Source organism: Enterococcus sp. LJL90 (genome assembly GCF_056924355.1).
Window position 1 is genome coordinate 129,036 of sequence record NZ_JBXPBQ010000005.1, and the last position, 21,134, is coordinate 150,169.

Here is a 21,134-nt window from a genome sequence, read left to right on the forward strand (position 1 = left end):
TTACCGGCCTCGTCCGCTCGCCGGATCTAAACGGCGTTCGACGATACCTAATACCCAGTCGGTAATTATGGCCATCAAGGCAGTTGGCAAGGCACCAGCTAAAATAATCGCTGCGCCGTCAGTGGCATTGGTTCCGCGAATAATAATATCCCCGAGACCACCAGCACCAACGAAGGCACCAATTGCGGTAATCCCAATGGCAACTACTAGGGCGTTTCGAATCCCCGCCATAATAACGGAAACCGCTAATGGCAATTCTACCATGAAGAGGCGTTGCCAGTTGGTCATTCCCATGCCTTTTCCAACGTCTAAAATATTTTTATCGACTTGAATCATACCGGTGTAAGTATTTTTGATAATTGGCAAAAGTGAATAGAGGAAGACCGTGAAAATTACCACATTAACCCCCAGCCCCATGCCAATCATTAAAATCGAAACCATCGCTAGAGAGGGAATCGTTTGAATAATATTAGCTAAGCGAATCACCCAATTGGCTAGTTTCATTCGGCGGGAAATAAAAATGCCCAGCGGAATGGCCACGATTGCGGCAAAAATTACTCCATAAATGGAAATGAGAAAGTGACGCAGAAATTGTGAGAAGACATAGGCGCCATTCTCTTGGAAATAGTAGATGAATTGTTGTAATAAATTCATATCCTGCATATTACTGGTCCTCCTCAAAATAATTATTTTCCTGTAAAAATTGTTCAGCCACCATGCTAGGCTCCACCAAATTATTATCGGCTTCGAAATTTAATTCCTGCATTTTCTCAGTGGTGATGGTGCCGGCCAATTTTTCAATGGCCTCCCGCAGACCCGGAGTGTCCTCTAAAGTCTGATCAGCGACAATTGGAGCTGCGTCGTAGGCGGGGAAGAAATTCAAATCATCCTCTAGCGCTACTAAATCATAGCTGGCAATCCGACCGTCAGTTGAGTACCCCAACACAATATCCATTTTGCCATTTGAAACGGCATCATAAACTAAACCAATCTGCATCGGCAAAATATTTGAAAAGGAAAACCCATAGGCCTCTTGGAAGCCATCATAGCCGTCACCTTCTCTGGTAATCCAGGCGGTATCAACACCGGCTACTAGTTCGCCGGCGACATTTTGTAAGTCGCTGACTGTTTTCAAATTATATTCTTCAGCGGTTTCTTTGGTAACTAAGAAAACATAGGTGTTATCAAAGCCATAAGAATCAAAGTAAGTTTGGTGGAAACGTTCTTCGAATTCTTTTTTGACTGTTGCTAACGCAATTTCCGGATCACTTTCCGGCTCCAGACCTAAAGTTGTCGTCAAGTCAGTCCCAGTATAACGGGCAGCGGAAATTGAGGCGTCACCATTGAGCATCGCTTGATGGTTAATGGTGGTGGTGGCTAAATTATTAATAATCGTTGTATCTTTATCTGTGTAATGTTCGACCATACCTGCGACAATGCTGGCTAAAATCTGCGCTTCTGATGTGACCCCGCCGGTAATCCCGATAGTTGTGTCATCAGAGCTGGCCAAGCCTGGGAAAGAACAGCCGCTGAGGAATAAAGTTGCCGCAGCTAAAGTGCCAGCTAACATTTTTTTAATTCTCATGCTTCTTCTCCTCCTCTTAAGGCAATTGGTGTCAATTTTTTCTCCAGCAAACCTAAAAGCCAATCTGCTAACAAAGCTAGAATGGTTACCGGAATAGTACCGGCAAAAATTAATGGCGGCTGATAATTATTCAGCCCGCTGAAAATTAAATCCCCGAGACCACCGGCACCGATGTAAGAAGCGAGGGTTGCCCAAGCGATAACATAGACTGCTGCCAGCCGAATCCCCGCCATAATGGTCGGAATGGCAATCGGAATTTCCACGCTGACAATTGATTGCAGCTGAGTCATGCCCATGCCACGAGCAACATCACGATAGTTGGCATCAACATTTTTCATACCGATGTAAGTGTTTCGCAAAATCGGCAGCAACGAATAAATGAACAAAGCAATTACTGCGGGCAACACACCAACGCCAAGAAAAGGTACCATTAAAGCTAACAACGCTAAAGAAGGTACAGTTTGCAGAGCACTAGTGAAGCCGATAACGATGCTGGCGGCTTTCGGTGTTCTCGTCAGCAAAATGCCGACCGGAACCGCAATGATAATTCCTAAGCCTAAAGCCAAAGCTGAAATATAAATATGTTCAATCGTTTTATTAATTATTTCTTGGCCGTATTCTTGAAAGAAGGCTTGCATAATTTATTTGCCCTCCTCTGAAGGTATCGTTTCTTTCGCTTCAGCTGTTGCCGGAATCGTAATAGCTTCTACAACTACTTCATCAGTGGGGGCCGCTGGAATTTCAATTCCGGCTTCGTCACCGGAGACTGACTCGATGGCCTCACTGATTGATTCCTCTTCACCCCAGATAACATCGTAGACGATATCCACTAGCGAAGCTCTGGTCAGCATACCCATAATGCGATTTTTTTCATCGACAACCGGCACATATTTCAGTCCCCGTTTTAAAATCCGCTGCAAAGTATTTCGTAAAAAAGAAGTGCTCTTCACATAGAAGACATCTTTATTTAAAATGTCGCCAACACTGGTAGCTCGACCTCGGCGTCGCTGAATCGTTTGTACGTCTATAAAGCCTTTTAGCACATTTTCATCGTCGACTACTAACAGCGTATCAACCCGTTTTTCCCGCATCAGTTTGATAGCAGCCTGAAGGGATTTTTCCGGAGTGATGGTAATTGCCGTACTCAAGGCAACTTCACCAACCGTTGTCGTATCCGGTTTGGCTTGCAGCAAGCGATCTTCACCGATTAATTCTTCGACAAATTCATTGGCAGGATTTTGTAAAATATTTGATGGCGTATCTACCTGGACAATTTTTCCGTAGCTCATAATCACAATTCGACTGGCTAATTTCAGCGCTTCATCCATATCATGGGTTACAAAGACAATCGTTTTGCCTAAACGTTCCTGCAAATCCTTGACCAAATCCTGTAGCGACTCCCGCGTGATAGGGTCCAATGCGCCAAAGGGTTCATCCATTAAAATAATATCTTGATTGGCCGCCAAAGCCCGCACGACACCAATCCGTTGTTGCTGCCCGCCGGAGAGCTCATTTGGGTAACGGTCGAGCATTTCTCTAGGCAGCTCGACTAAATCAATCATTTTTTCAGCCGTCGAATTACGTTCGGTAACCGGAACTTTCAACAGACGCTGCACCAAAGTAATATTTTCACGAATGGTCATATGGGGCATCAAGCCGATATTTTGAATCACATAGCCGATTTTACGGCGCAGTTCCACCGCATTGATTTTAGTAATATCCTGACCGTCAATAGTAATGGTTCCTTTAGTTGGTGTTTCCATCCGATTGATCATCCGCATGGAAGTCGTTTTCCCGCTCCCACTGGTACCGATAAAACAAATAAACTCACCATCTGCAATTGATAAATTGAAATCTTCAACAGCCACTTTATTTCCCTTGTAAATTTTTGATACATGCTCAAATTCGATCAAAAAATCCACCTCATTTTCATTTTTTTTAAACGGTCTCACTTACTAGTATGATAAAAAATGGCGAAGAATTCAAATTATTTGCATTTTTTGTAAATATTTTTGAAAAAAAGGAACGTTTACAAAAAAACAAGAACCTTGCCATCGGACAAGGTTCTTAGTAGTATAGCTAGCTAAAAATAAGAATTTCAGCGAGTCTAAAATTATTTACATGTCTTTGTAAATATGGGCTTCAATTTCTTCCCGCTGCCCTTGTAAAAATGGAGGCAGAGCAAAACTTTCACCTAAGGTTTCCAACGGTTCATCAATCGTAAAGCCAGGCTGCATCGTGGCAAATTCGACGCGATTGCCACCGGGTTCACGAATATAAAGACTCTTGAAGTAGCCCCGGGAAACAAGCTCTTCAATTTCCCAAGCTTGTTCTTGCGCTTTTTGATACAAAGCTTCTAAGGCGGCATCATCCTTCACCGCAAAAGCGACGTGGTCCATACTGCCGCGACCCATGCGGGCTTTTTTGTCAGAATCCGTTTGAATAATTTCAACAAAATCCGTTTGATTCAACTGAATTCGCCCGTTAACTGTTGGCCAGCCTAACAATTTTTCAAAGAAATCACTGGTCTTAGCCGGTTCCTTGACGTGAAATTCAGTGGAGCGCAGACCGATAATTTGTTTATCAGCGGGAATATCATTTTTGACGACTTGGCTGGCAGCTAATGGGGCTGCTGCAACCTCTTCTAAATACAGTTGAACATCGTCTCTATCTTTAAAGGCTAAGCTCGCTCCAGATTGTTCAAAAGGAATGTCTAAAGCAGTCAAGCGCTCTTGCCAAAAAGCCAAGCTGCCGCTAGGAATTTTCAAACCAATCGTTCCCAAGAAATGATCTTCATCGTGCCGCTGTGCCAAAAGCGGCACGACAAAAAAAGTCACGACAGTCCCAGGGGCTCCGCTATAATCTCCGTAATAGTAATGGAGCATTTTATGATTTTCTTGATTGACAGTATTTTTGACAAAGCGCAAACCTAAAACTTTGGTGTAAAAATCTAGATTTTCCTGTGCATGTCTAGTTAATAATGAAACGTGATGAAAAGTTGCCATGGAAATCCCTCCGCTTGTTTTCTTTCTTATTAATAGTAAGTATAGAAGCCTTTTAAATAGAAAGCAAATAATCTGTCGTTCGCCAAGGGTTTCAAAAAGTGATAAAATACCCAAGACAATAAAAGAAAGAGTGAAGGCTATGTTAACCACAGAAGATTTTGATTTTGATTTACCAGAGGAATTGATTGCCCAAACACCATTACAAGATCGCTCCAGCTCCCGCCTATTGTTTTTAGATAAAGAAACCGGCGAGATTGAAGACCGCCATTTTACCGACATCTTAGATGAATTAAATCCCGGCGATGCGTTAGTGATGAATGATACCCGTGTCTTGCCGGCGCGTCTTTATGGCGAAAAACCCGATACCGGCGGCCACTTGGAAGTGTTGCTACTGAACAATATTGAAGGGGACACATGGGAAACACTGATTAAACCGGCTAAGCGGGCGAAAGTCGGCACGGAAATTCGTTTTGGCGATGGCCGTTTAAACGCCGTTGTCACCAAAGAATTAGAACACGGCGGCCGCATTATTGAATTTCAATATGAAGGGATTTTTCTCGAAAATTTAGAATCCCTCGGTGAAATGCCTTTGCCGCCATACATCAAAGAACGCTTAGAAGACCCAGATCGCTATCAAACCGTTTATGCCAAAGAAAACGGCTCGGCCGCCGCACCAACGGCGGGCCTGCATTTTACGCCTGAATTATTGAAACAGATTGCTGACAAAGGCGTCCACTTAGTTTATTTAACACTGCATGTCGGACTAGGCACTTTCCGCCCGGTTAGCGTGGATAATATTGCAGAGCATCATATGCACAGCGAATTTTATCGCTTGACTGAAGACGCCGCCGCAGAATTAAACCAAGTGCGTCAAGCCGGCGGAAAAATTATCGCCGTGGGCACGACCTCAATCCGGACATTGGAAACCATCGGCACTAAATTTGACGGCGACATTAAAGCCGACAGCGGCTGGACAGATATTTTTATTACTCCGGGCTATCAGTTTAAAGTTGTGCAGGCCTTCTCCACCAATTTCCATCTGCCAAAATCAACTTTAGTGATGTTAGTCAGCGCTTTTGCCGGCCGGGAAAAAACTTTGGCCGCCTACCAGCATGCTATTGAGGAGCGCTACCGTTTCTTCAGTTTTGGTGATGCGATGTTTGTGAAGTAGCTGTTTGGCTTTAGCTGGAATTCATTAAAAGCATTTTAAGCTGTTGTTATCTAGGAAAGCTCATCAATTTATTTTGATGGGCTTTTTTTAATTGTCACGAATTTAAACTGCATTAGTTAATTCTTTTCATTGAATGGCTATTGAATCTGTCAGTATGGAATTTATCAGGTTTTATTGAGTTGCTTATATATCTGGAAAGCAGCGTTCAATGACTTACACTTTCCAGCACATATAAAAGCTACTATTAATTCTCTTAACCAGCAGTTTAATTCTTCTGGGAAAAGTTTCCTTCGCCGACATTGTCAATCTGGTGATTCCGTTTTATGCTTAGGATAGGAAATACAGCAACCGGAAAAGCAAAGAGGAGAAGCAAAATGAAGCTGAATGAGGTAATTTTTAAACGGCGTAAAGAGCTACAACTAACACAAGAACAAGTGGCTCTAGCCTTGAATGTCTCCGCACCAGCGGTCAGTAAATGGGAGCGAGGGAGCAGCTTGCCAGATATTACGTTATTACCTGGCCTTGCTCGACTGTTAAAAATTGATTTGAACACCCTGTTTAATTTTGAAGAAGAGCTGTCTGTAATCGAGTTGGGGAATTTTATTGAAAAGCTTTTTTATACGCTAAAAGATGAAGGCTTGCTCGCCGGATTGACACTTGCACAAGAAAAAATCAAGGAATTTACTCATGATGAAAAGCTGATTTTAGTTGCGACCCAACAATTGGAAGCTGAGGCTATCATGCAGGGGGATGATGCATCGAATAAAGATATTTTTAAAGAAATCAGCCTCTTATTCGGACTTTTAGAAAATAGTGACAATCAAAATATTCGTTTTTCAGCTCAATTAGCCAAAGTGCGAAATTTGATTCGTTTCGGAGATTACAATTCGGCTAATCAGGCGTTATCTCAAACAGAGAACGTGCATCTGGATAAGACACCCACAGAGATTCAGCTATTAAGGGCCGAAGGAAACGAGCAAGCGGCTTTAACTAAAATTGAATCTGAAATTATGCGCACAGCATCTAGTTTACTTTCTTATTTATTCAGTAAATTTGAAATAGCAATCGAAAAAGGCCTCAGCAAAGAGATGGGATATTACGGGGACTTAATTATTCAAACTGTCGAAAATTATCATCTGTCAGAAGTTTTTGTTCGTTTAGTCAATTTGATGATGGCTGCATTGGAAAGAAATGCAGACCAATTTTTAGGACTGTTGGAGAAGTTAATCGATCAAGAGAATTGGATTTGGAAGCCACATCAATATCACCTTTATGAGCATTTAACTGAAAATGAAGTGAACCTAGCGCAAATGTTTTATTCACAAGACTTAGAAAAGCTGTTTGAACCCGTAGACCTAAACTTTTTAAAAGATATTCCTAAATTTCAAGAGCTCAAAGAGAAGTGGCAAAGTAAGATGCAAGAAAATATTGCAAGAGAGATATAGGGATAATTCTTTTTATAGAAAGTTGGAGCCTATTAATCTATATCATGGAGTTTCACAGCATAGCAATGAATTTTTCAATCTTTTACAATAGCAAATCCACAAAAAATTCACATCTACGGGTTAATATTAACTCATCCCAATAAAACAAACCCAATAAAACACTTTTTCATTTTTTACTCCTAGCCCATCGGTCCCCGCCGATGGGCTCCCTTTTTGTCTTCAGAAAAGGGAACCTTTTATGAAGAGCAACGGGGTCGTATACAGTTCAACTAAGTGGGAAGAAAAAAATTGTTTGAGGATTATAAAAAGTTGAACTAGCATCCTAGCCCATCGGTCCCCGCCGATGGGCTCCCTTTTTGTCTTCAGAAAAGGGAACCTTTTCTGAAGAGCATCAGGCCGTATACAGTTCAACTAAGTGGGAAGAAAAAAATTGTTTGAGGATTATTGAAAGTTGAACTAGCATCCTAGCCCATCGGTCCCCACCGATGGGCTCCTTTTTTGTTTTCTGAGAAAAGTTTTTTGTATAGCATCGGGTTGTATACAGTTCAACCAAAAACGAATCAGGAAATTGTCTAAGCTTAAAGGAGCTAATCCTGCTACATTGAATCAAAATACTCAGACTAGATAACTCCGAGTCCTACCCATCACCGAAAAATTATTCTTCAAATAATAATGCTGCGCTCTGAAATTAGAATCTGCTGTATCCGTATGAAGTTCCTGATAATTTTTTTGATAGAGATAGTGACAAAGGGCGGCCATCATTTGGCTGCCGTAGCCCTTGTTTTGATACTCATCGATGAGAAAAATCCATCGCAGATAGACGCGGTTTCCATCCGGAAGATAAAAAATATTACACTGTCCAATAGGCTTTTTATCTAAATAAAAAGTCAACGTTTCAGTGACTTCATTCGGATTGGGAGTATGCTCTAAATCCAGTTTAGTTTCTAAGGCAGATTCATTTTTTAGAATTTTTCTATAATATAGATTTTCATGTTCAATTTTAAAGCCATTTTCTAAGAGTAAGGCTTCGATATAATCAAAATTATTTGCCAATTTTCCATGGGATGCGGTGAAACTCAGACCGAATGCATGGAAAAAAGCATAATAGTGAGAAAATCCTTTTTGTCTGAAATAATTCAGCGCTTCATCAAGTAGCTTTTGACCAACAGCTTGGCTATCTTTTAAGAAATAAATATGGCGAATAACCGCAATCGGGTTCAAAAAGTCTTTTTCACCATGTTCATCATAGCCGTAATTAGATAAGCCAAATTGAATAAAGCCGTCAATTTGACCGGCTTTGCGGGCCACTATTGTTGATAATTCTTTGAATTTCGGTACTTCTTCGAAATCAGTATCCTCAAAAAAAGACTGGTTCCAAGTTTGTTCCGTTGTAAAGTGAAAGTAAGGTGTCGAGCCTGCTAAATTATTTAAATAAAAATCAAATAAACCGCTTGTGTCTGTTGTTATTTCCATCATGTGCTTCTCCCATAATTTTTAGTGTGAAATATTATGCCATTGTTTTCATCGGAAGAGCCCCTTTCTGAGCTGTTTGAAATAATTGTACCATAGCCACTTAACGCTCAGAATAGAGAATGACCAGTAGTCCCACAAGCTAAAATGCTGAGCAGTCAATATGGCTGTTTTTTTTTGATTGGAAAAACAGTGTAAAATTGAATTGAGGAAAGTTTTGCGGAAAATTGTCAGATTTATTGTAACGAATCGTCTCAAAAACTGACTAATAGATAGAAGGGGCATCAGGGGGGTGGAAACTTGAAGATGGATGAGTTGTATCAAGAATATGGTGAGTTGGTATACCGTTTTTTATTGGGACTGACAAATGATGAGTTATTGGCAGAAGATTTAACGCAAGAAACCTTCTATCAAGCAATCAAGTCGCTTGAAAATTTCCAGGGAAATTCTAAGGTTTCCACTTGGCTGTGTCAAATTTCTAAAAATCTTTGGCGACAGCATATGGCTAAGAACAAGCAGCACAAAGTAACGGATGAATTGCTGGCAAGTTATGCAGATGATGACCCAAGACCTGATGAACAGCTTTTGCACTCGGAAAATAAAGTGCGAATATATCAGATTATTCATGAACTAAGTGAAATAAAAAAAGAAGTTGTTTTACTGAGGATGACGAATGATTTTTCTTTTAGAGAAATTGGCGATATCTTTGGGAAATCTGAAAATTGGGCAAGGGTTACTTTTTACCGTGCAAAGCAGAAAATAGTTGAGAGGATGAGACAAGATGACAATTCAACATAATGTAATTAAAGATTTAATTCCTAGTTATATTGATGGTCTAACTAGCCCTGAAAGCAACCAACTAATTGAGGATCATCTGAAAACTTGCAAAAGCTGCCGAGCCTATTATGAGTCCATGAAGGAGAATATGGGGGTCAATCAAGACCAAGAGCTCAAAAAAATAGAACCGCTTAAAAAAATCAAACGAGTCAATCGGAGAAGAATTTTTTTCTCTGCGATAATTACCGCTTTAGTTTTGATTAGTATCTATATCGGTGTGGCGCTGTATACCAAATCTTTTATGGCCAACTCCAACGATATTAATGAAGCAATCATTCATCAAAATGGGATTGTTACACTTAATTTTTCAGATAGCACAAATCGTGACCATATTTATACACTGGCTTTGCTGGAACCAGACAGTGACTTAGAAGATGGTTACCAGCCTGTTGTTAAAATAAAACAAGCCCGCAGCTTCTTTACGGACGCATCATTGCAAGAAGCGGGAACAATCAGTTTCGTGTTTGCATCGCCAGACTCCATCTATTTGCAAAATGCAGCCGGAATAATTTACCAACTCACCGAGCGAGACACCTTAACTATCCAATATGAGGACAAAGAGGAGACCATTAAAATTAGCGAGCTGTATGAAAATTTCCAGTAAAATAATTTTGTGACTTGTGGAGTTATTCATTACGGGTATTATTTGAATGCTTTAAAAGATAATCAAATGCCCGACAAATTAATAATTGTCGGGTGTTTTTATTTGTGAGGTCAAGCTAAACTGTCTGATAAATTTTTCCTTATTTCTTTACTTCTTATTTTCGATTATTTTTAATCGTTTGTTGTCAGAGCAGTATTTTTTTCTGTATCATTTACTTATGTAAGTTGTATATATTTTGTGTCCAGTATCTACATGGTATAATAAAGATATACTAAAATTTAAGGGTGATAGTAATGGCTAAATTGGAAAGAGCCTATAAAATTAGAAAATCTGGCAATAGTGATGTCACGACGATTCCTCAAAAAGTGAAGGATGCTCTAGGTGTTAAAACCGGCGAGGCAATTGAATATGTTTTTCTAGCAGACGGTTCAGTAAAAATTGAAAAGGCTAAGGAAGCAGTCGATGTAGATGCCATAGTTGATTCGGTGATGGCGCAATATGAAGAGGCTCTTCAGGATTTGGTTGAGTTATGATTTATCTTTCGGTGCGGGATATTGTCCGGATCAATGCCAAGCTTATTAAGCAGATTTCACCCAGTGAATTAGTAGGTATTCGCGATGCTGCGGCACTGGACATGGCTGTAAATCAGCCTCAACAAATCGTTTTTGAAAAAGAATTATATCCTTCAATCTATGACAAGGCTGCAATTTTGGCAATTAACTTAGCTAAAAGACACCCGTTTCAAAATGCCAACAAACGAACAGCACTGGTGGCGATGATTACTTTTTTCAAAGTAAATCAATATGCAACAAGTTTTAGCAGAGAAGAAGCGGTTCAATTCATAGTAAACATTGTGACGAGTCAGAAAAATTTTGATAATTTGAAAGAAGAAGTTACTTGCTATCTTAAAGAATCAGATAAAATCTTTCAGGAAAAACCGTAAAGCTTTGGTTCAATGTGGCTTGGCGACTAATTTTTGATTCGATAACCATTCAAAATCAATACAGATTAAAATTGATTTCATAAATGCACCACAAAAGTTCCTAAATTTTACAATATAAAGTCCATAGAAAATTCATATTTTCAGGTTAATATGAACTCATCCCAATAAAACAAACCCAATAAAACACTTTTTCATTTTTTACTCCTAAACCCGCCAGTCCCCGCTGGCGGGTTCCCTTTTGTACCTGAGAAAAAAAGAATTTTTTCTCAGGTACAAAAAAAGCCATTCTCCAAAAAGAGGATGGCCATAGAATGCAATACAAAAGTTATGGAGCAAGAGGAGTACCTAATGCGAAAGAAATGAGAATTATAATGACAAAAAATATGGGACTTAGACCAACAACAAATGCCAGCAAACTAAGTTTAGATTTGTATTGCCTATAAAATACTACAGAGAGGACACAAAGGAAAATAGAAACAACCGTAACACCTATGTTAGCTAAAGGAAGACTATAGAAAAAAATCCTAGTAGCAGGCACCCAAATCGTTAAAATTACAAAGGCTGTCAAGAATAAAATTATGAGACTCAGTCCACTTTTCTTCGTCATAAATACGCCTTCTTTCTAAATGTATTATTCCTACTGCTTACTATAAGTATAGTTGCAACAAAAAAAATAGACAAGTTCACAGTTGCCCTTTGTCCAAAAGTAGCTAGATTAGTTCAGCTAATCCTTATATCCAGCAAATTTGCGGGAGGTTTTTTATTGATGGTATAATAAACTAAAAAAAGGGTGGGTATGCTATGGATGAAGAAGATTATCTTTATGATATGTATCGAGATGAGTATTATCCAAAGGTTTTAGTAGATAAATTAAAAGCAATTTTGCAAAATGTTGTTGTAGTCCTTGAAAAAGGAGAAACTGATTTAGAAATTATTCAATCTGAATTTGATAAGGCAACTATTGCTATCAATGAATTGGGAGAGGAATTTGAAAATCATGGTAGCGAATTAGAAACGGTTGCCAGAGAATCCATAGGTGAAACTGTATATTTAATATTAAAGCAATACAAAATAAAGCTTGATGTAGAAGATGCTATTCGAGAAAGAGAATGGTAATTTAAAGAATATCGCTATTTAACACACTAGTTCACATAATGCAGATTAGAAAAATCAGCCCGCCAAACCTGAGTTTGGCGGGTGTTTGCATGTGAAAAAGCAATCGGCTCATTGATATAACTAAAAAAACGGAGGTTAGCGACTTTGACTTTATAGGCGAAACATTTAGTTAAGTGAAATTTCCAGAAGATAACCAGACGTAATTTAATTATGCTGAAGCTGCTAGAATTAGTTTCGGTGTGAGTGGATTAACTCAGGGTTTCCTAAACTCAAAATACTACATTCAGATTTGCCAATTATTTTTAGTGGGTGTTGTTAGATTGTCATGCTAAAAATCAATAGAAGCTAAACGTACCTATTTAGGAATGATTTTTAGAAAGCTATTGATGATTATGATGAAGAACGCATAAATAAGAATTCCCAGATAAGCGCTTAATAATGAGTTCATAGCTAATAATGGAAATAGTAAAGCGGTTATTGGTGGAATTACTACTAAGAGACCATTTACCGTAGACATAATGCTTCCCATTGATTCTGCTGGAAAAATGCGAACAATCATTGCACTAAAACGAGGCGCCATTAGGCCGCTCAAAAATGAAATGATGCCATTCCCTACGAGAACAATTAGTAAGTTTTGAGCGATTAACCCTGCCGTACAAATTATCATACCACCTGCTGCAATATTACTCATTGTCCTATTTTTTACGTTCTGCCATACTCTGGGACTAAGAATATTTCCGCCAATAACAAAACCTGTTGTTACAATCGAAAACAGAGAAATAGTCATTGGTGTGGAATAAACGATTTGTTGACTTTCCGTGACAAAGAGAACAAAAATAGGTGTCATTCCGCCAAAAAAGCCGTTCATCAATGCTAATTGTAATAAATCATTAAAAAGTTTTTTCTGATGATAAAGTTTTTTTAATGTTTGTAGTGCCGTTTGAACTAGACTTGTTTTTGTGGAAACACGAGACAGGTTTATTTCGCTTTCATTTAATGCCTTTCGTATTAGAAAAAAACCAAGAGCGACAAAGAAAAACAAAAGTGCATTTACTAAAGCTAGATCATTCATAAAGAAAAAGGTGAGCAAGAAGGAACCTAGAAAATTTCCGGTAATATTTATTAACTGACTACCTGTATTAGTTAGGCTCTGAGCCATTTCTAAGTCTTGATCTGCTACCAACAATTTTGTAAAAGGAGCCACTAACCCTGAAGAAAAATTACCTAGTAAATCGGAGAAAAAATTTAAAGCAGCAATACCCATAATGATGGCTAAAGAACTCTCAAAAAATAATAACCCAAACACACTGAGATAAAGCAGGCCTCTTATAATAGAGGTTAGAACAAGATAGAAGGACTTATTTCTAGTTCGATCAGCTAAACCACCGGAAATTAAGTTAAAGAAAATGGGTAATGTTTCTGATACAGAAACTACCATGACCGCGATATTGGCTTCTTGAATGGAAGCTGCCGCAGCTAATAAAGCAGTGTAAAATAATTTATCGCCGATTTTCGATACTAAATTAATCCCAGTAAGCTTTCCAAATAAAGGATTGTTCCTAATAAGATTCAACATGTTAACTCCCCCTAGATAGTGACTTTTCTATTCTTTTACGATATTCTTTTTTCGTGGGGAATGTTAAAAAGCCAACAATAGTTTTCCAAATAGGAGGGTATCCGATTGTACGGCATTACTATTCGAAGGATAAGAAAAGATAAAGGTCTCTCATTAAAGGAAATTTATACGGGAGTCTGTTCTAAAACCAATGCGATAAAATTTGAAAAAGGGGAGCGGGAGTTAAATGCAAGTCGGTTTAACTTAGTTTTAAGTAATTTAATGCTCTCGATGGACGAATTTTTGTGGTTGCTTCAGAGTAAGGAGACATCAACTGTAGATTATTATCCAATAATTGCTGGAAGGTATTGGAATGAAAATAGATTGATGGATTTTGAACAGTTACTTCAAGACATGAATCAACAACTTGGAATGAAAAAAATCCAACTTGTGAGTTATCAAATGTTATTATCTTATAGCAAAGGCGAACCGATTGCCAAAGAGCAGCAGGAGATTGTTCTTCATTATTTTTCGAGATTGTCTTTTTGGACGTTTGAAGATTTAAAATTTTTTACGAATAATTGTTTTGTACTCCCATATGAAACCTTTTTAGTTTTGTTAAATGAATGCTTAAAAGCTAGCGAACGGTATAACTACTTCCCTAATAGCAATCTTTTTTTCGCTTCTTTGTTATCAAATAGTATTGAACGTATGTTGGCAGAAAGAGATTTTTCTACTGCAGATAACTATATCAGAGTAATGAGGGAACACTGTCGTGAAGCAGTTCTTAGCGGATTCATGTTAATTAATAAGTTTTACCAAGCTCAAGTATTGTTTGGTCAAAAGAATGTCGAAGCTGGAAATAATCTTTTGGATGAAGTGGTACAAATTGCTTCTTTTTTGGACAATACTTACCTGTTGCAGGAAATTCAAAAATTTAAAGAATTCAACAATTCACAGCCTGAAAGCAAATAGAGGTGTGGTTTAATTTAAACCTACTAAAAAATACATAGTTCTGTAGTTAGTAAACTGCATATGTAATAATTTTTGATCTAAAAAAATTTTAATGGACTTAAAAAAACTAGCTCCTGCCACACCATTCTGGCAAGAGCTAGTTTCTAGTCATAAAATATTGTACCTTAATCAATCTGTTAACTCAGGGTTTAGTGGATATGGTAAGTCGATTTTGCAAATGGTATAGTGGAAATATCATATGGAGTTAAAAGGAGGCTTGGATATTGAAAGATTTATCTGAAATGAGCTTAGCAGAATTATGGGAATTATTTCCAATAGTATTAACTGAACACCAAGATGTTTGGGACGATTGGTACAAAGATGAGAAAAGTAATCTAGAAGAGATTCTTAGCGACTTTGCTTCTTTTCAAATTACTCATATAGGGAGCACAGCAATACCCAATATTTGGGCAAAGCCTATTATTGACATTTTAATTGAATTCAATTCGGATAGTGACATCGAGAAGGCTAAGGACAAACTAGAAACGAAAAGTTATATAGTAATGTCGCAATCAACGAATAGAATCTCTTTAAATAAAGGGTACACTAATCAAGGGTTTGCAAAAAGGGTTTTCCATATCCATCTGAGACTAAGGGGCGACAATGATGAGATTTATTTCAAAAAATACTTAATCAAGTTTCCTGAAGTAGCTAAAAAATATGAAAAATTGAAACTATCTTTAAAAGAAGAATACGAGCATAACCGTGATGCTTATACTGAAGCAAAAGGAAAATTTATTTTGGAAAATACTAAGAAAGCCAGAGAACTATTCTCTTAAATTTTTGTTAGTCCACTAACGACGGATTTCATAGACTCATTATTATTTCTAGAGTAATAAATTGTAAAGCTACCTAATTTTTTAATTTCTCATGTATAGGAAAAGTAAATTTATATATAAAGCTTCTGCTATTCACTGGTCGATTGTTTGTAAAAAAAAGTTCAATAAAGAATTTTTTTTCAACTAATACGTTTAAAGATTCTTTAAACGTATTTTCTAAAGAATTAAATACATCTTGGGAATATGATATTTTATCAGAGAATACAACAACACAATCTTTGCGAAGTTGTTCTACCACTTTGCCTGAATTGAAAAAGCTGAATTTCCATGTACCATTGCTCGTATAAATCATGGCACGATTGTCTTCTAAAAAAAAGTCGGGAGAATAGTGTTTAGAAAAAATATGGAATGTCTCAGATAGCCTCATTTTCTTAGGATTATAAGTTTTTAAAGGCGAAAATTTAATAGGAACTGTTTCTTCCCTTATTATTGGAAAATCTAAATCGGGCATTGATGAACTAAATAGCTCTTTTTGATGATAGATCATCCTTTCCCACTTGTCTAATTGAACTTTTTTTTTCGCAATTACTTTCAATTGTGAGTCTAAAAGTTCTTCATAATCCCACTTAACCTCCTTGTCTAAAATACTAACAATGTCTGCCAATGAATAATCCAAAGCCTGTAACAATTTTATAGATTGAAGTAGATATATTTGATTTTTTTCGTAAAATCGATAACCTTTATCAGTTTTTTTCGCTGGTTTAAGAATATTTTGATTGTCATAATATATTAAGGTCTTCCTTGGAACTCCAGAAAATGATGCAAACTCGCTAATGGTTAATAAAGTACTGTCCATAATAAATTCTCCTTGACTGTATAGTTGCTATACAGATTAAACTAAAATTACCATAATTTCAAGGGGATGATTGTATGTGTAATAAAGCTATTTTTATTGATATTGATGGAACTTTGGCTGATTACTTTGGTCGAATACCTGTTAGTGCTGTTGAGGCTTTATCCAAATCGAGAAAGAGAGGGAATAAGATATTTTTATGTACCGGTCGTTCAAAAGCTGAGTACAATTTAATATTAGATAAAATTGAAGTTGACGGAGTAATCGGGGCTGGAGGAGCATTTATTGAGGTAGATAAAAAGGTGATAAAAGAAAACTTTTTTTCTGCTCAAGAGATTGATTATTTATCAAGCTATTTAAATAATAGTAGAATTTCCTTCTATTTAGCTGGGGAGAAGTATCTTTATGTTAATGAAACAATGAAAAAAAAGTTTAAAATAGTAGGTCGTTTTCTTCCAAATGACAAAGGGACACTGTTTAAGGATATAAGCGAAGTTGACTTTATGAAAGAAAGAATCTATAAGGTCAATTTCATACAAAAAAAATTCCTTTTGACAATATACTAGAAGAATTATTTCATAATTACACAATCTCACCAAGCACTATAGCTTTTTTAGGGAAGAATAGTGGGGAGATATTACCACCCCGCACTTCTAAACAAATTGGAATCAATTTTTTACTGAGCTATCTGCAAATTGATAAAATTAATACTGTCGGAATTGGAAATGGTAGTAACGATATTGATCTTTTTGCAGCAGTTGAAATTAAGATAGCAATGAAAAATTCTAATCCAGATTTATTAAAATTAGCGACACATATTACTGATACTCCAAATAAAGATGGAATTTATAAATCATTTGAACGGTTTGATCTTTTTTAAAATAAGTTCGTAACGTATCAATTTTTGTACTATTAGGACAAAGCTGATAAATCCTTCAAGTTGCGATAACTTTTTAACTGCCTAATCGGTGAGTTTACTAAGTCGTGGTTTAGTCTACTTCAAGATTTTGCTAAGGACTCTATGCTTTTGGTTAGTTTTTAAACTTGAAAAACACATTAGGGAATTTTGAGCAGAAAATATGCTATGCCCATTAATCTCTTTCGGGAGAAAAGGGAATACTCAATATTATTACAATAAGGTACCTAAAATGCTTTTGAGTTATACTATGAAAAGACTAAAAAAATATATCAACTTGAAGTTTATAGGTTGGTGAAGCGAATCTTATTTCTAATATGTGTTTCTGATATGTATTTCTGATATGTATTCAAATGAACTAATAAGGTATTTCATAAATTATACAAAGAAAGCTGTGGAGCTATAAATTATTGGAGAACTAATCAAACTGTTATATTACAGCTTAATCCACTAAAGACGGATTTCATCTACTCAAAATAAGTAACTAGCTCTTACCATACTATTAGGTGAGAGCTAGTTTTTTGGACTTATATTGTTGACACATATAGTGAATGAACTCCGGGATTAGTGGCATTAGTAGCAAGCATAAAATAAAAGCCCAGCTTTTCAGCTAGACTTTTCACTTTTTTCTCGGGCAATTCTTTCGTGTAAGCCAATCTTATAAATCAAGTATTCACGAGTCGCTTCTAGTTCCGCAATCTTTTGATCTAGCTCAGTCTTGGTTTCTTTTAAAAGTTGAATAGAAAGCTCATGGTTCTCAAAGTTTACAAAGATTTTTTTGATATCTTCTAAACTCATGCCAACATTACGATAATGCAAAATGGCTTTTAGACTTGTAATAGATTGCTCATCAAACTCACGAATTCCTCGACTACTTCTAGGAACGTCTAACAGACCTTCTTTCTCATAAAAACGAATAGAGTATGTGGAAATATTGAGTTCCTCTGCAATTTCTCCGATTGTCATGACTGCTCAACTCCTTTAACTTTATTATACTAAACTTAACCCTTAGCTAGTAAATTAAGCTAGGGATTGAATTATTTTTTTATAATACTTGCGCAGTTGGTCGTAGAACAATTTCATTAATGCTGGTATTTTCTGGCGTATCAATGGCGAACTGAACAGTTCTAGCAACTTGATCTGCCGGAATTGCTGTTGAAGAATAAAAGCCAGCCATTCCTTCAGCATTTTCCCTATCCGTCACATGGTTTGGTAATTCTGTATCAATCGCCCCAGGAGCAATTACCGTAACTCGGATATTAGATTGAGCCATGGCCTCTTCTTGACGCAATGCCTCTGAAGCTGCCCAAACGCCAAACTTAGTTGCTGCATAAACACCGGCAGCTGGTCCCGATTGGTGAGAAGAAATTGAGCCAATATTAATGAACTGACCAGATTTTTGAGCACGCATTTGAGGCAAAGCTGCATCAATGCCATATAAAGTACCCTTCAAATTAACATCAACCATGCGATCCCACTCGCCAACTTTGCCCTTGGCAAACTCGGAAAGGGGCATTAAACCAGCATTGTTTATCCAAACATCAATCCGACCAAACTCATCGATTGCTAGTTGAGAAATTTTTTGATTTTCAGCTAACTTTGATACATCAGCGAGAATGTAGACCGCTTCGCCACCTGCTTCACGAATAACAGCAACAATTTCCTTTAACTTATCTTCACGACGAGCAGCTAAAACTAGCTGATTTCCTGCTTTTGCTAACATTTTTGCGGTTGCTTCACCGATTCCGCTTGAAGCGCCAGTAACTACGATTACTTTTGACATAAATAAAAACTCCTTTATTCTTTGATGGTTTAACTATAACAACTTAGAGTAGGTCTAAGACAAGTGGTTTGTTCGATTAATTTAAAAATGTGGTGTTTTTTCTGATAATAAATCCAGCTGCATAGCGTCATTCACCATGCCTACCAAGGCATTACTGGTGGAAAGTTGCCAGATAAAATCTGCTAATTCTTCACTTGTATTAAAGTTTTTCCCATAACGTTTTTGATAATCCACTTCCTGATTCTGACCGTCAGCAACCTTTGCGAACTCAGTGGCGGTTGCACCAGGAGCCATGACCTTGGACTGCATTTTGCTGCCATTGAGCTTTAACTCATGGGCTAATCCTTCAGTAAAGGCGCTGACGAAAAATTTAGTACCACTATAAAGAGAAACATTTGGAATTGTAAAATATCCTGCCAAAGAAGAAACGTTAATTAGCTGCGCATCTGCCACATCCTTATGGTCTCTGACAAATAAGGTGGAAAGAATGGCTAACGCCTCGACGTTCAGCTGAACCATACCAGTAATTTCAGAAATAGTGGTATCACTAACCGCTTTGTGACGACCAAAGCCGGCATTATTGATCCAAATATCAATGGAGTAGTCTACTAAAGAGTTGTAAAAGTCCTCTAATTCGCTAATCTTGCCTAAATCTTGCTTTTTAATGACGACATCGACGTCTGGCACTTCTTTTTTTATTTCTTCCTTCAGGCTAGATAACTCTTCTTTTCGACGTGCTACTAAAATAATATTTCTACCTAAGCTGGCAAATTTTTTAGCGGTTGCTCGACCAATGCCGGAACTCGCGCCAGTAATAACAACATATTTTTTATTCAAAAAAATTCCTCCTAATCAGTTATAAGAGGAAGTCTACAGTCTTATAGTTGGTCTAAGTCAAGTTTATAGGACAGGAGTATTCTATCCTATACTATCGCTGAACAATATATGATATTCTTTAATAAGGATAATTACTAGAGAGTCTATGTATAGATTTTTTTTACCTGTTTGTCTACGTGCGGAATATCCATAGGCAGATTTAAGCCACGAAAAATATACAATGCAAAGCTAAGAGGGTGGAACTATTTCAATCCATTTAGTACATTCACTTTTTTTGCTATAAGGGGAAGAGGGGAAAATAGTGAAACCATATTTGGAGATTGTCAATTATTCTGAAAGAGGGAATTATTTCCTGCATATTTATGATAACGATGGCATTGAAGTATTTTTGCCCCACTGGCATCGAGATATCGAAATCGTCTATTGCGAGGTCGGGACAGCGAAAATTCTTTATGAGAATGGCATGCTTACCTTATCAGAAGGTGAGATTCATTTTTTTGCTAGCGGTGAGCCCCACGCCTTCCTAACTTCACCAGGAAGTAAACGTCTAGTTATTCAAGTTGACTTGCAATTTTTTAATGAAACTATTTTAAATATAAATAACGAGAAGGATTTATATGCTCTTTTCTCAGAGGGCAAGAGATCAAGTAACGAATGGCCTGAAGAGCTAACAAACGAATTAAGAAAAGCTATGAAAAGAATGTATCTACTATCAGAATCGCAAGCTGTCGGCAAACACTATGGGATTTTTGCTTGTATGTATGATATTATTTTTTCTTTCTATAGCTTATTACCTGAAAAAGAAGCGACAGAGGAAGGTTCAGGCCAACAGTTTAGTCAGCACGTAGAAGCTATTGAACGCTTGGGAATTATTTTTCAGTATATCAAAGATCACTTCCATGATAACCTTCAGCTTAATGATATCGCGCGAATCGTTAATCTAACACCAAGTTATTTTTCCCGTTTTTTTAAGAATAGTACAGGCTATACTTTTAAAGACTTCTTAACGAGTTATCGAATTAACCAAGCGCAATTTTTGTTGATAAATGATAATCAAAGTATGGATATTGTTGCGGAACAAGCTGGATTTTCCAGTACCAAAACCTTTCATCATGTCTTTAAAGAAAAAGTAGGAATTTCGCCTTTAAAATACAGGAAGATAAATTCCGGGAATTTTTAAACATAACACAGGGAAGAAAGCCTTTTCAAAATCTTGTACAC

Annotated in this window: 24 protein-coding genes; 12 read left to right on the forward strand and 12 right to left on the reverse strand. The window is 37.3% G+C overall.

Annotated elements, in window-relative coordinates; genetic code table 11:
* From AC1Z3S_RS12475 to AC1Z3S_RS12495, 5 genes are all read right to left on the reverse strand, one after another.
* Positions 1-663: an ABC transporter permease gene (locus AC1Z3S_RS12475; protein WP_322597308.1), complete on the reverse strand. Its 663-nt coding sequence runs from the start codon at positions 661-663 to the stop codon at positions 1-3.
* 1 nt (position 664) lies between these two features.
* Complete coding sequence (locus tag AC1Z3S_RS12480; RefSeq protein WP_461740637.1) at positions 665-1,585, reverse strand: osmoprotectant ABC transporter substrate-binding protein; 921 nt, start codon at positions 1,583-1,585, stop codon at positions 665-667.
* The gene (locus AC1Z3S_RS12485; RefSeq protein ID WP_461738183.1) at positions 1,582-2,223 is read right to left on the reverse strand and encodes an ABC transporter permease; all 642 of its coding nucleotides are present in this window, start codon (positions 2,221-2,223) and stop codon (positions 1,582-1,584) included. Before AC1Z3S_RS12485 ends, AC1Z3S_RS12480 begins: the two co-directional genes overlap by 4 nt.
* Before the next feature lie 3 nt (positions 2,224-2,226).
* On the reverse strand, positions 2,227-3,507 hold the full coding sequence (locus AC1Z3S_RS12490; protein WP_461740638.1) for a betaine/proline/choline family ABC transporter ATP-binding protein: 1,281 nt from the start codon (positions 3,505-3,507) through the stop codon (positions 2,227-2,229).
* Positions 3,508-3,702: 195 nt separating this feature from the next.
* Entirely contained in the window at positions 3,703-4,590 is an 888-nt protein-coding gene (locus AC1Z3S_RS12495; RefSeq protein ID WP_461740639.1) for a VOC family protein, read from the reverse strand.
* Positions 4,591-4,729: 139 nt separating this feature from the next.
* Between AC1Z3S_RS12495 and queA the strand changes: the two genes are divergently transcribed.
* Both queA and AC1Z3S_RS12505 read left to right on the forward strand, forming a co-directional pair.
* On the forward strand, positions 4,730-5,761 hold the full coding sequence (queA, locus tag AC1Z3S_RS12500; protein WP_461740640.1) for a tRNA preQ1(34) S-adenosylmethionine ribosyltransferase-isomerase QueA: 1,032 nt from the start codon (positions 4,730-4,732) through the stop codon (positions 5,759-5,761).
* Between the two features lie 374 nt (positions 5,762-6,135).
* On the forward strand, positions 6,136-7,206 hold the full coding sequence (locus AC1Z3S_RS12505) for a helix-turn-helix domain-containing protein (RefSeq protein WP_461740641.1): 1,071 nt from the start codon (positions 6,136-6,138) through the stop codon (positions 7,204-7,206).
* A 615-nt stretch (positions 7,207-7,821) separates the two neighbouring features.
* Here the strand turns inward: AC1Z3S_RS12505 and AC1Z3S_RS12510 are convergent.
* Entirely contained in the window at positions 7,822-8,679 is an 858-nt protein-coding gene (locus AC1Z3S_RS12510; RefSeq protein ID WP_461740642.1) for a GNAT family N-acetyltransferase, read from the reverse strand.
* A gap of 303 nt (positions 8,680-8,982) precedes the next feature.
* Here AC1Z3S_RS12510 and AC1Z3S_RS12515 point away from each other — a divergent pair, with 303 nt between their 5' ends.
* The 4 genes from AC1Z3S_RS12515 (at position 8,983) to AC1Z3S_RS12530 (ending at position 11,060) form a co-directional block, all read left to right on the forward strand.
* On the forward strand, positions 8,983-9,474 hold the full coding sequence (locus AC1Z3S_RS12515) for an RNA polymerase sigma factor (protein WP_461740643.1): 492 nt from the start codon (positions 8,983-8,985) through the stop codon (positions 9,472-9,474).
* A complete protein-coding gene (locus AC1Z3S_RS12520; protein WP_461740644.1) occupies positions 9,458-10,117 on the forward strand; it encodes a zf-HC2 domain-containing protein in 660 nt (219 codons plus the stop codon). Before AC1Z3S_RS12515 ends, AC1Z3S_RS12520 begins: the two co-directional genes overlap by 17 nt.
* A 293-nt stretch (positions 10,118-10,410) precedes the next feature.
* Positions 10,411-10,650, forward strand: coding sequence for an AbrB/MazE/SpoVT family DNA-binding domain-containing protein (locus AC1Z3S_RS12525; RefSeq protein WP_461740645.1), 240 nt, complete (start codon positions 10,411-10,413; stop codon positions 10,648-10,650).
* Complete coding sequence (locus tag AC1Z3S_RS12530) at positions 10,647-11,060, forward strand: type II toxin-antitoxin system death-on-curing family toxin (RefSeq protein ID WP_461738060.1); 414 nt, start codon at positions 10,647-10,649, stop codon at positions 11,058-11,060. Before AC1Z3S_RS12525 ends, AC1Z3S_RS12530 begins: the two co-directional genes overlap by 4 nt.
* A gap of 325 nt (positions 11,061-11,385) precedes the next feature.
* On the opposite strand, the gene AC1Z3S_RS12535 is transcribed toward AC1Z3S_RS12530, so the two are convergent.
* Complete coding sequence (locus AC1Z3S_RS12535) at positions 11,386-11,667, reverse strand: hypothetical protein (protein WP_461740646.1); 282 nt, start codon at positions 11,665-11,667, stop codon at positions 11,386-11,388.
* Positions 11,668-11,861: 194 nt separating this feature from the next.
* Between AC1Z3S_RS12535 and AC1Z3S_RS12540 the strand changes: the two genes are divergently transcribed.
* A complete protein-coding gene (locus AC1Z3S_RS12540) occupies positions 11,862-12,176 on the forward strand; it encodes a DUF5713 family protein (protein WP_461740647.1) in 315 nt (104 codons plus the stop codon).
* A gap of 355 nt (positions 12,177-12,531) precedes the next feature.
* Here AC1Z3S_RS12540 and AC1Z3S_RS12545 read toward each other — a convergent pair whose 3' ends face one another.
* Positions 12,532-13,752, reverse strand: coding sequence for an MFS transporter (locus AC1Z3S_RS12545; RefSeq protein WP_461740648.1), 1,221 nt, complete (start codon positions 13,750-13,752; stop codon positions 12,532-12,534).
* 105 nt (positions 13,753-13,857) lie between these two features.
* Between AC1Z3S_RS12545 and AC1Z3S_RS12550 the strand changes: the two genes are divergently transcribed.
* Positions 13,858-14,706, forward strand: a complete 849-nt coding sequence (locus AC1Z3S_RS12550) for a helix-turn-helix domain-containing protein (protein ID WP_461740649.1) — start codon at positions 13,858-13,860, stop codon at positions 14,704-14,706.
* Positions 14,707-14,966: 260 nt separating this feature from the next.
* Complete coding sequence (locus AC1Z3S_RS12555) at positions 14,967-15,524, forward strand: GrpB family protein (RefSeq protein ID WP_461740758.1); 558 nt, start codon at positions 14,967-14,969, stop codon at positions 15,522-15,524.
* 73 nt (positions 15,525-15,597) lie between these two features.
* Here the strand turns inward: AC1Z3S_RS12555 and AC1Z3S_RS12560 are convergent, their stop codons facing one another.
* Positions 15,598-16,380: a MerR family transcriptional regulator gene (locus AC1Z3S_RS12560; RefSeq protein ID WP_461740650.1), complete on the reverse strand. Its 783-nt coding sequence runs from the start codon at positions 16,378-16,380 to the stop codon at positions 15,598-15,600.
* Positions 16,381-16,454: 74 nt separating this feature from the next.
* On the opposite strand from AC1Z3S_RS12560, the gene AC1Z3S_RS12565 reads away from it, so the two are divergent.
* Positions 16,455-16,943: an HAD hydrolase family protein gene (locus tag AC1Z3S_RS12565; RefSeq protein WP_461740651.1), complete on the forward strand. Its 489-nt coding sequence runs from the start codon at positions 16,455-16,457 to the stop codon at positions 16,941-16,943.
* A 38-nt stretch (positions 16,944-16,981) separates the two neighbouring features.
* The gene (locus AC1Z3S_RS12570) at positions 16,982-17,257 is read left to right on the forward strand and encodes an HAD family hydrolase (RefSeq protein ID WP_461740759.1); all 276 of its coding nucleotides are present in this window, start codon (positions 16,982-16,984) and stop codon (positions 17,255-17,257) included.
* Positions 17,258-17,899: 642 nt separating this feature from the next.
* Here the strand turns inward: AC1Z3S_RS12570 and AC1Z3S_RS12575 are convergent.
* The 3 genes from AC1Z3S_RS12575 to AC1Z3S_RS12585 all read right to left on the reverse strand — a co-directional run bounded on the left by AC1Z3S_RS12575 (position 17,900) and on the right by AC1Z3S_RS12585 (position 19,913).
* Positions 17,900-18,259, reverse strand: a complete 360-nt coding sequence (locus AC1Z3S_RS12575) for a MerR family transcriptional regulator (RefSeq protein ID WP_461738052.1) — start codon at positions 18,257-18,259, stop codon at positions 17,900-17,902.
* Positions 18,260-18,338: 79 nt separating this feature from the next.
* On the reverse strand, positions 18,339-19,076 hold the full coding sequence (locus tag AC1Z3S_RS12580) for an SDR family oxidoreductase (protein ID WP_461740652.1): 738 nt from the start codon (positions 19,074-19,076) through the stop codon (positions 18,339-18,341).
* Between the two features lie 81 nt (positions 19,077-19,157).
* Positions 19,158-19,913, reverse strand: a complete 756-nt coding sequence (locus AC1Z3S_RS12585) for an SDR family NAD(P)-dependent oxidoreductase (RefSeq protein ID WP_461740653.1) — start codon at positions 19,911-19,913, stop codon at positions 19,158-19,160.
* A 301-nt stretch (positions 19,914-20,214) separates the two neighbouring features.
* Here AC1Z3S_RS12585 and AC1Z3S_RS12590 point away from each other — a divergent pair, with 301 nt between their 5' ends.
* Positions 20,215-21,093: an AraC family transcriptional regulator gene (locus tag AC1Z3S_RS12590; protein WP_461740654.1), complete on the forward strand. Its 879-nt coding sequence runs from the start codon at positions 20,215-20,217 to the stop codon at positions 21,091-21,093.
* Positions 21,094-21,134: the final 41 nt, after the last annotated feature.

Bases quoted from the DNA above. Each gene is read 5' to 3' on its own strand.
- AC1Z3S_RS12485 (WP_461738183.1), bottom strand. From the start codon at position 2,223: ATGCAAGCCTTCTTTCAAGAATACGGCCAAGAAATAATTAATAAAACG.
- AC1Z3S_RS12515 (WP_461740643.1), top strand. From the start codon at position 8,983: ATGGATGAGTTGTATCAAGAATATGGTGAGTTGGTATACCGTTTTTTA.
- AC1Z3S_RS12580 (WP_461740652.1), bottom strand. From the start codon at position 19,076: ATGTCAAAAGTAATCGTAGTTACTGGCGCTTCAAGCGGAATCGGTGAA.
- AC1Z3S_RS12505 (WP_461740641.1), top strand. From the start codon at position 6,136: ATGAAGCTGAATGAGGTAATTTTTAAACGGCGTAAAGAGCTACAACTA.
- AC1Z3S_RS12525 (WP_461740645.1), top strand. From the start codon at position 10,411: ATGGCTAAATTGGAAAGAGCCTATAAAATTAGAAAATCTGGCAATAGT.
- AC1Z3S_RS12560 (WP_461740650.1), bottom strand. From the start codon at position 16,380: ATGGACAGTACTTTATTAACCATTAGCGAGTTTGCATCATTTTCTGGA.
- AC1Z3S_RS12510 (WP_461740642.1), bottom strand. From the start codon at position 8,679: ATGGAAATAACAACAGACACAAGCGGTTTATTTGATTTTTATTTAAAT.
- queA (WP_461740640.1), top strand. From the start codon at position 4,730: ATGTTAACCACAGAAGATTTTGATTTTGATTTACCAGAGGAATTGATT.
- AC1Z3S_RS12535 (WP_461740646.1), bottom strand. From the start codon at position 11,667: ATGACGAAGAAAAGTGGACTGAGTCTCATAATTTTATTCTTGACAGCC.
- AC1Z3S_RS12575 (WP_461738052.1), bottom strand. From the start codon at position 18,259: ATGACAATCGGAGAAATTGCAGAGGAACTCAATATTTCCACATACTCT.
- AC1Z3S_RS12565 (WP_461740651.1), top strand. From the start codon at position 16,455: ATGTGTAATAAAGCTATTTTTATTGATATTGATGGAACTTTGGCTGAT.
- AC1Z3S_RS12520 (WP_461740644.1), top strand. From the start codon at position 9,458: ATGACAATTCAACATAATGTAATTAAAGATTTAATTCCTAGTTATATT.
- AC1Z3S_RS12495 (WP_461740639.1), bottom strand. From the start codon at position 4,590: ATGGCAACTTTTCATCACGTTTCATTATTAACTAGACATGCACAGGAA.
- AC1Z3S_RS12530 (WP_461738060.1), top strand. From the start codon at position 10,647: ATGATTTATCTTTCGGTGCGGGATATTGTCCGGATCAATGCCAAGCTT.
- AC1Z3S_RS12480 (WP_461740637.1), bottom strand. From the start codon at position 1,585: ATGAGAATTAAAAAAATGTTAGCTGGCACTTTAGCTGCGGCAACTTTA.
- AC1Z3S_RS12545 (WP_461740648.1), bottom strand. From the start codon at position 13,752: ATGTTGAATCTTATTAGGAACAATCCTTTATTTGGAAAGCTTACTGGG.
- AC1Z3S_RS12475 (WP_322597308.1), bottom strand. From the start codon at position 663: ATGCAGGATATGAATTTATTACAACAATTCATCTACTATTTCCAAGAG.
- AC1Z3S_RS12540 (WP_461740647.1), top strand. From the start codon at position 11,862: ATGGATGAAGAAGATTATCTTTATGATATGTATCGAGATGAGTATTAT.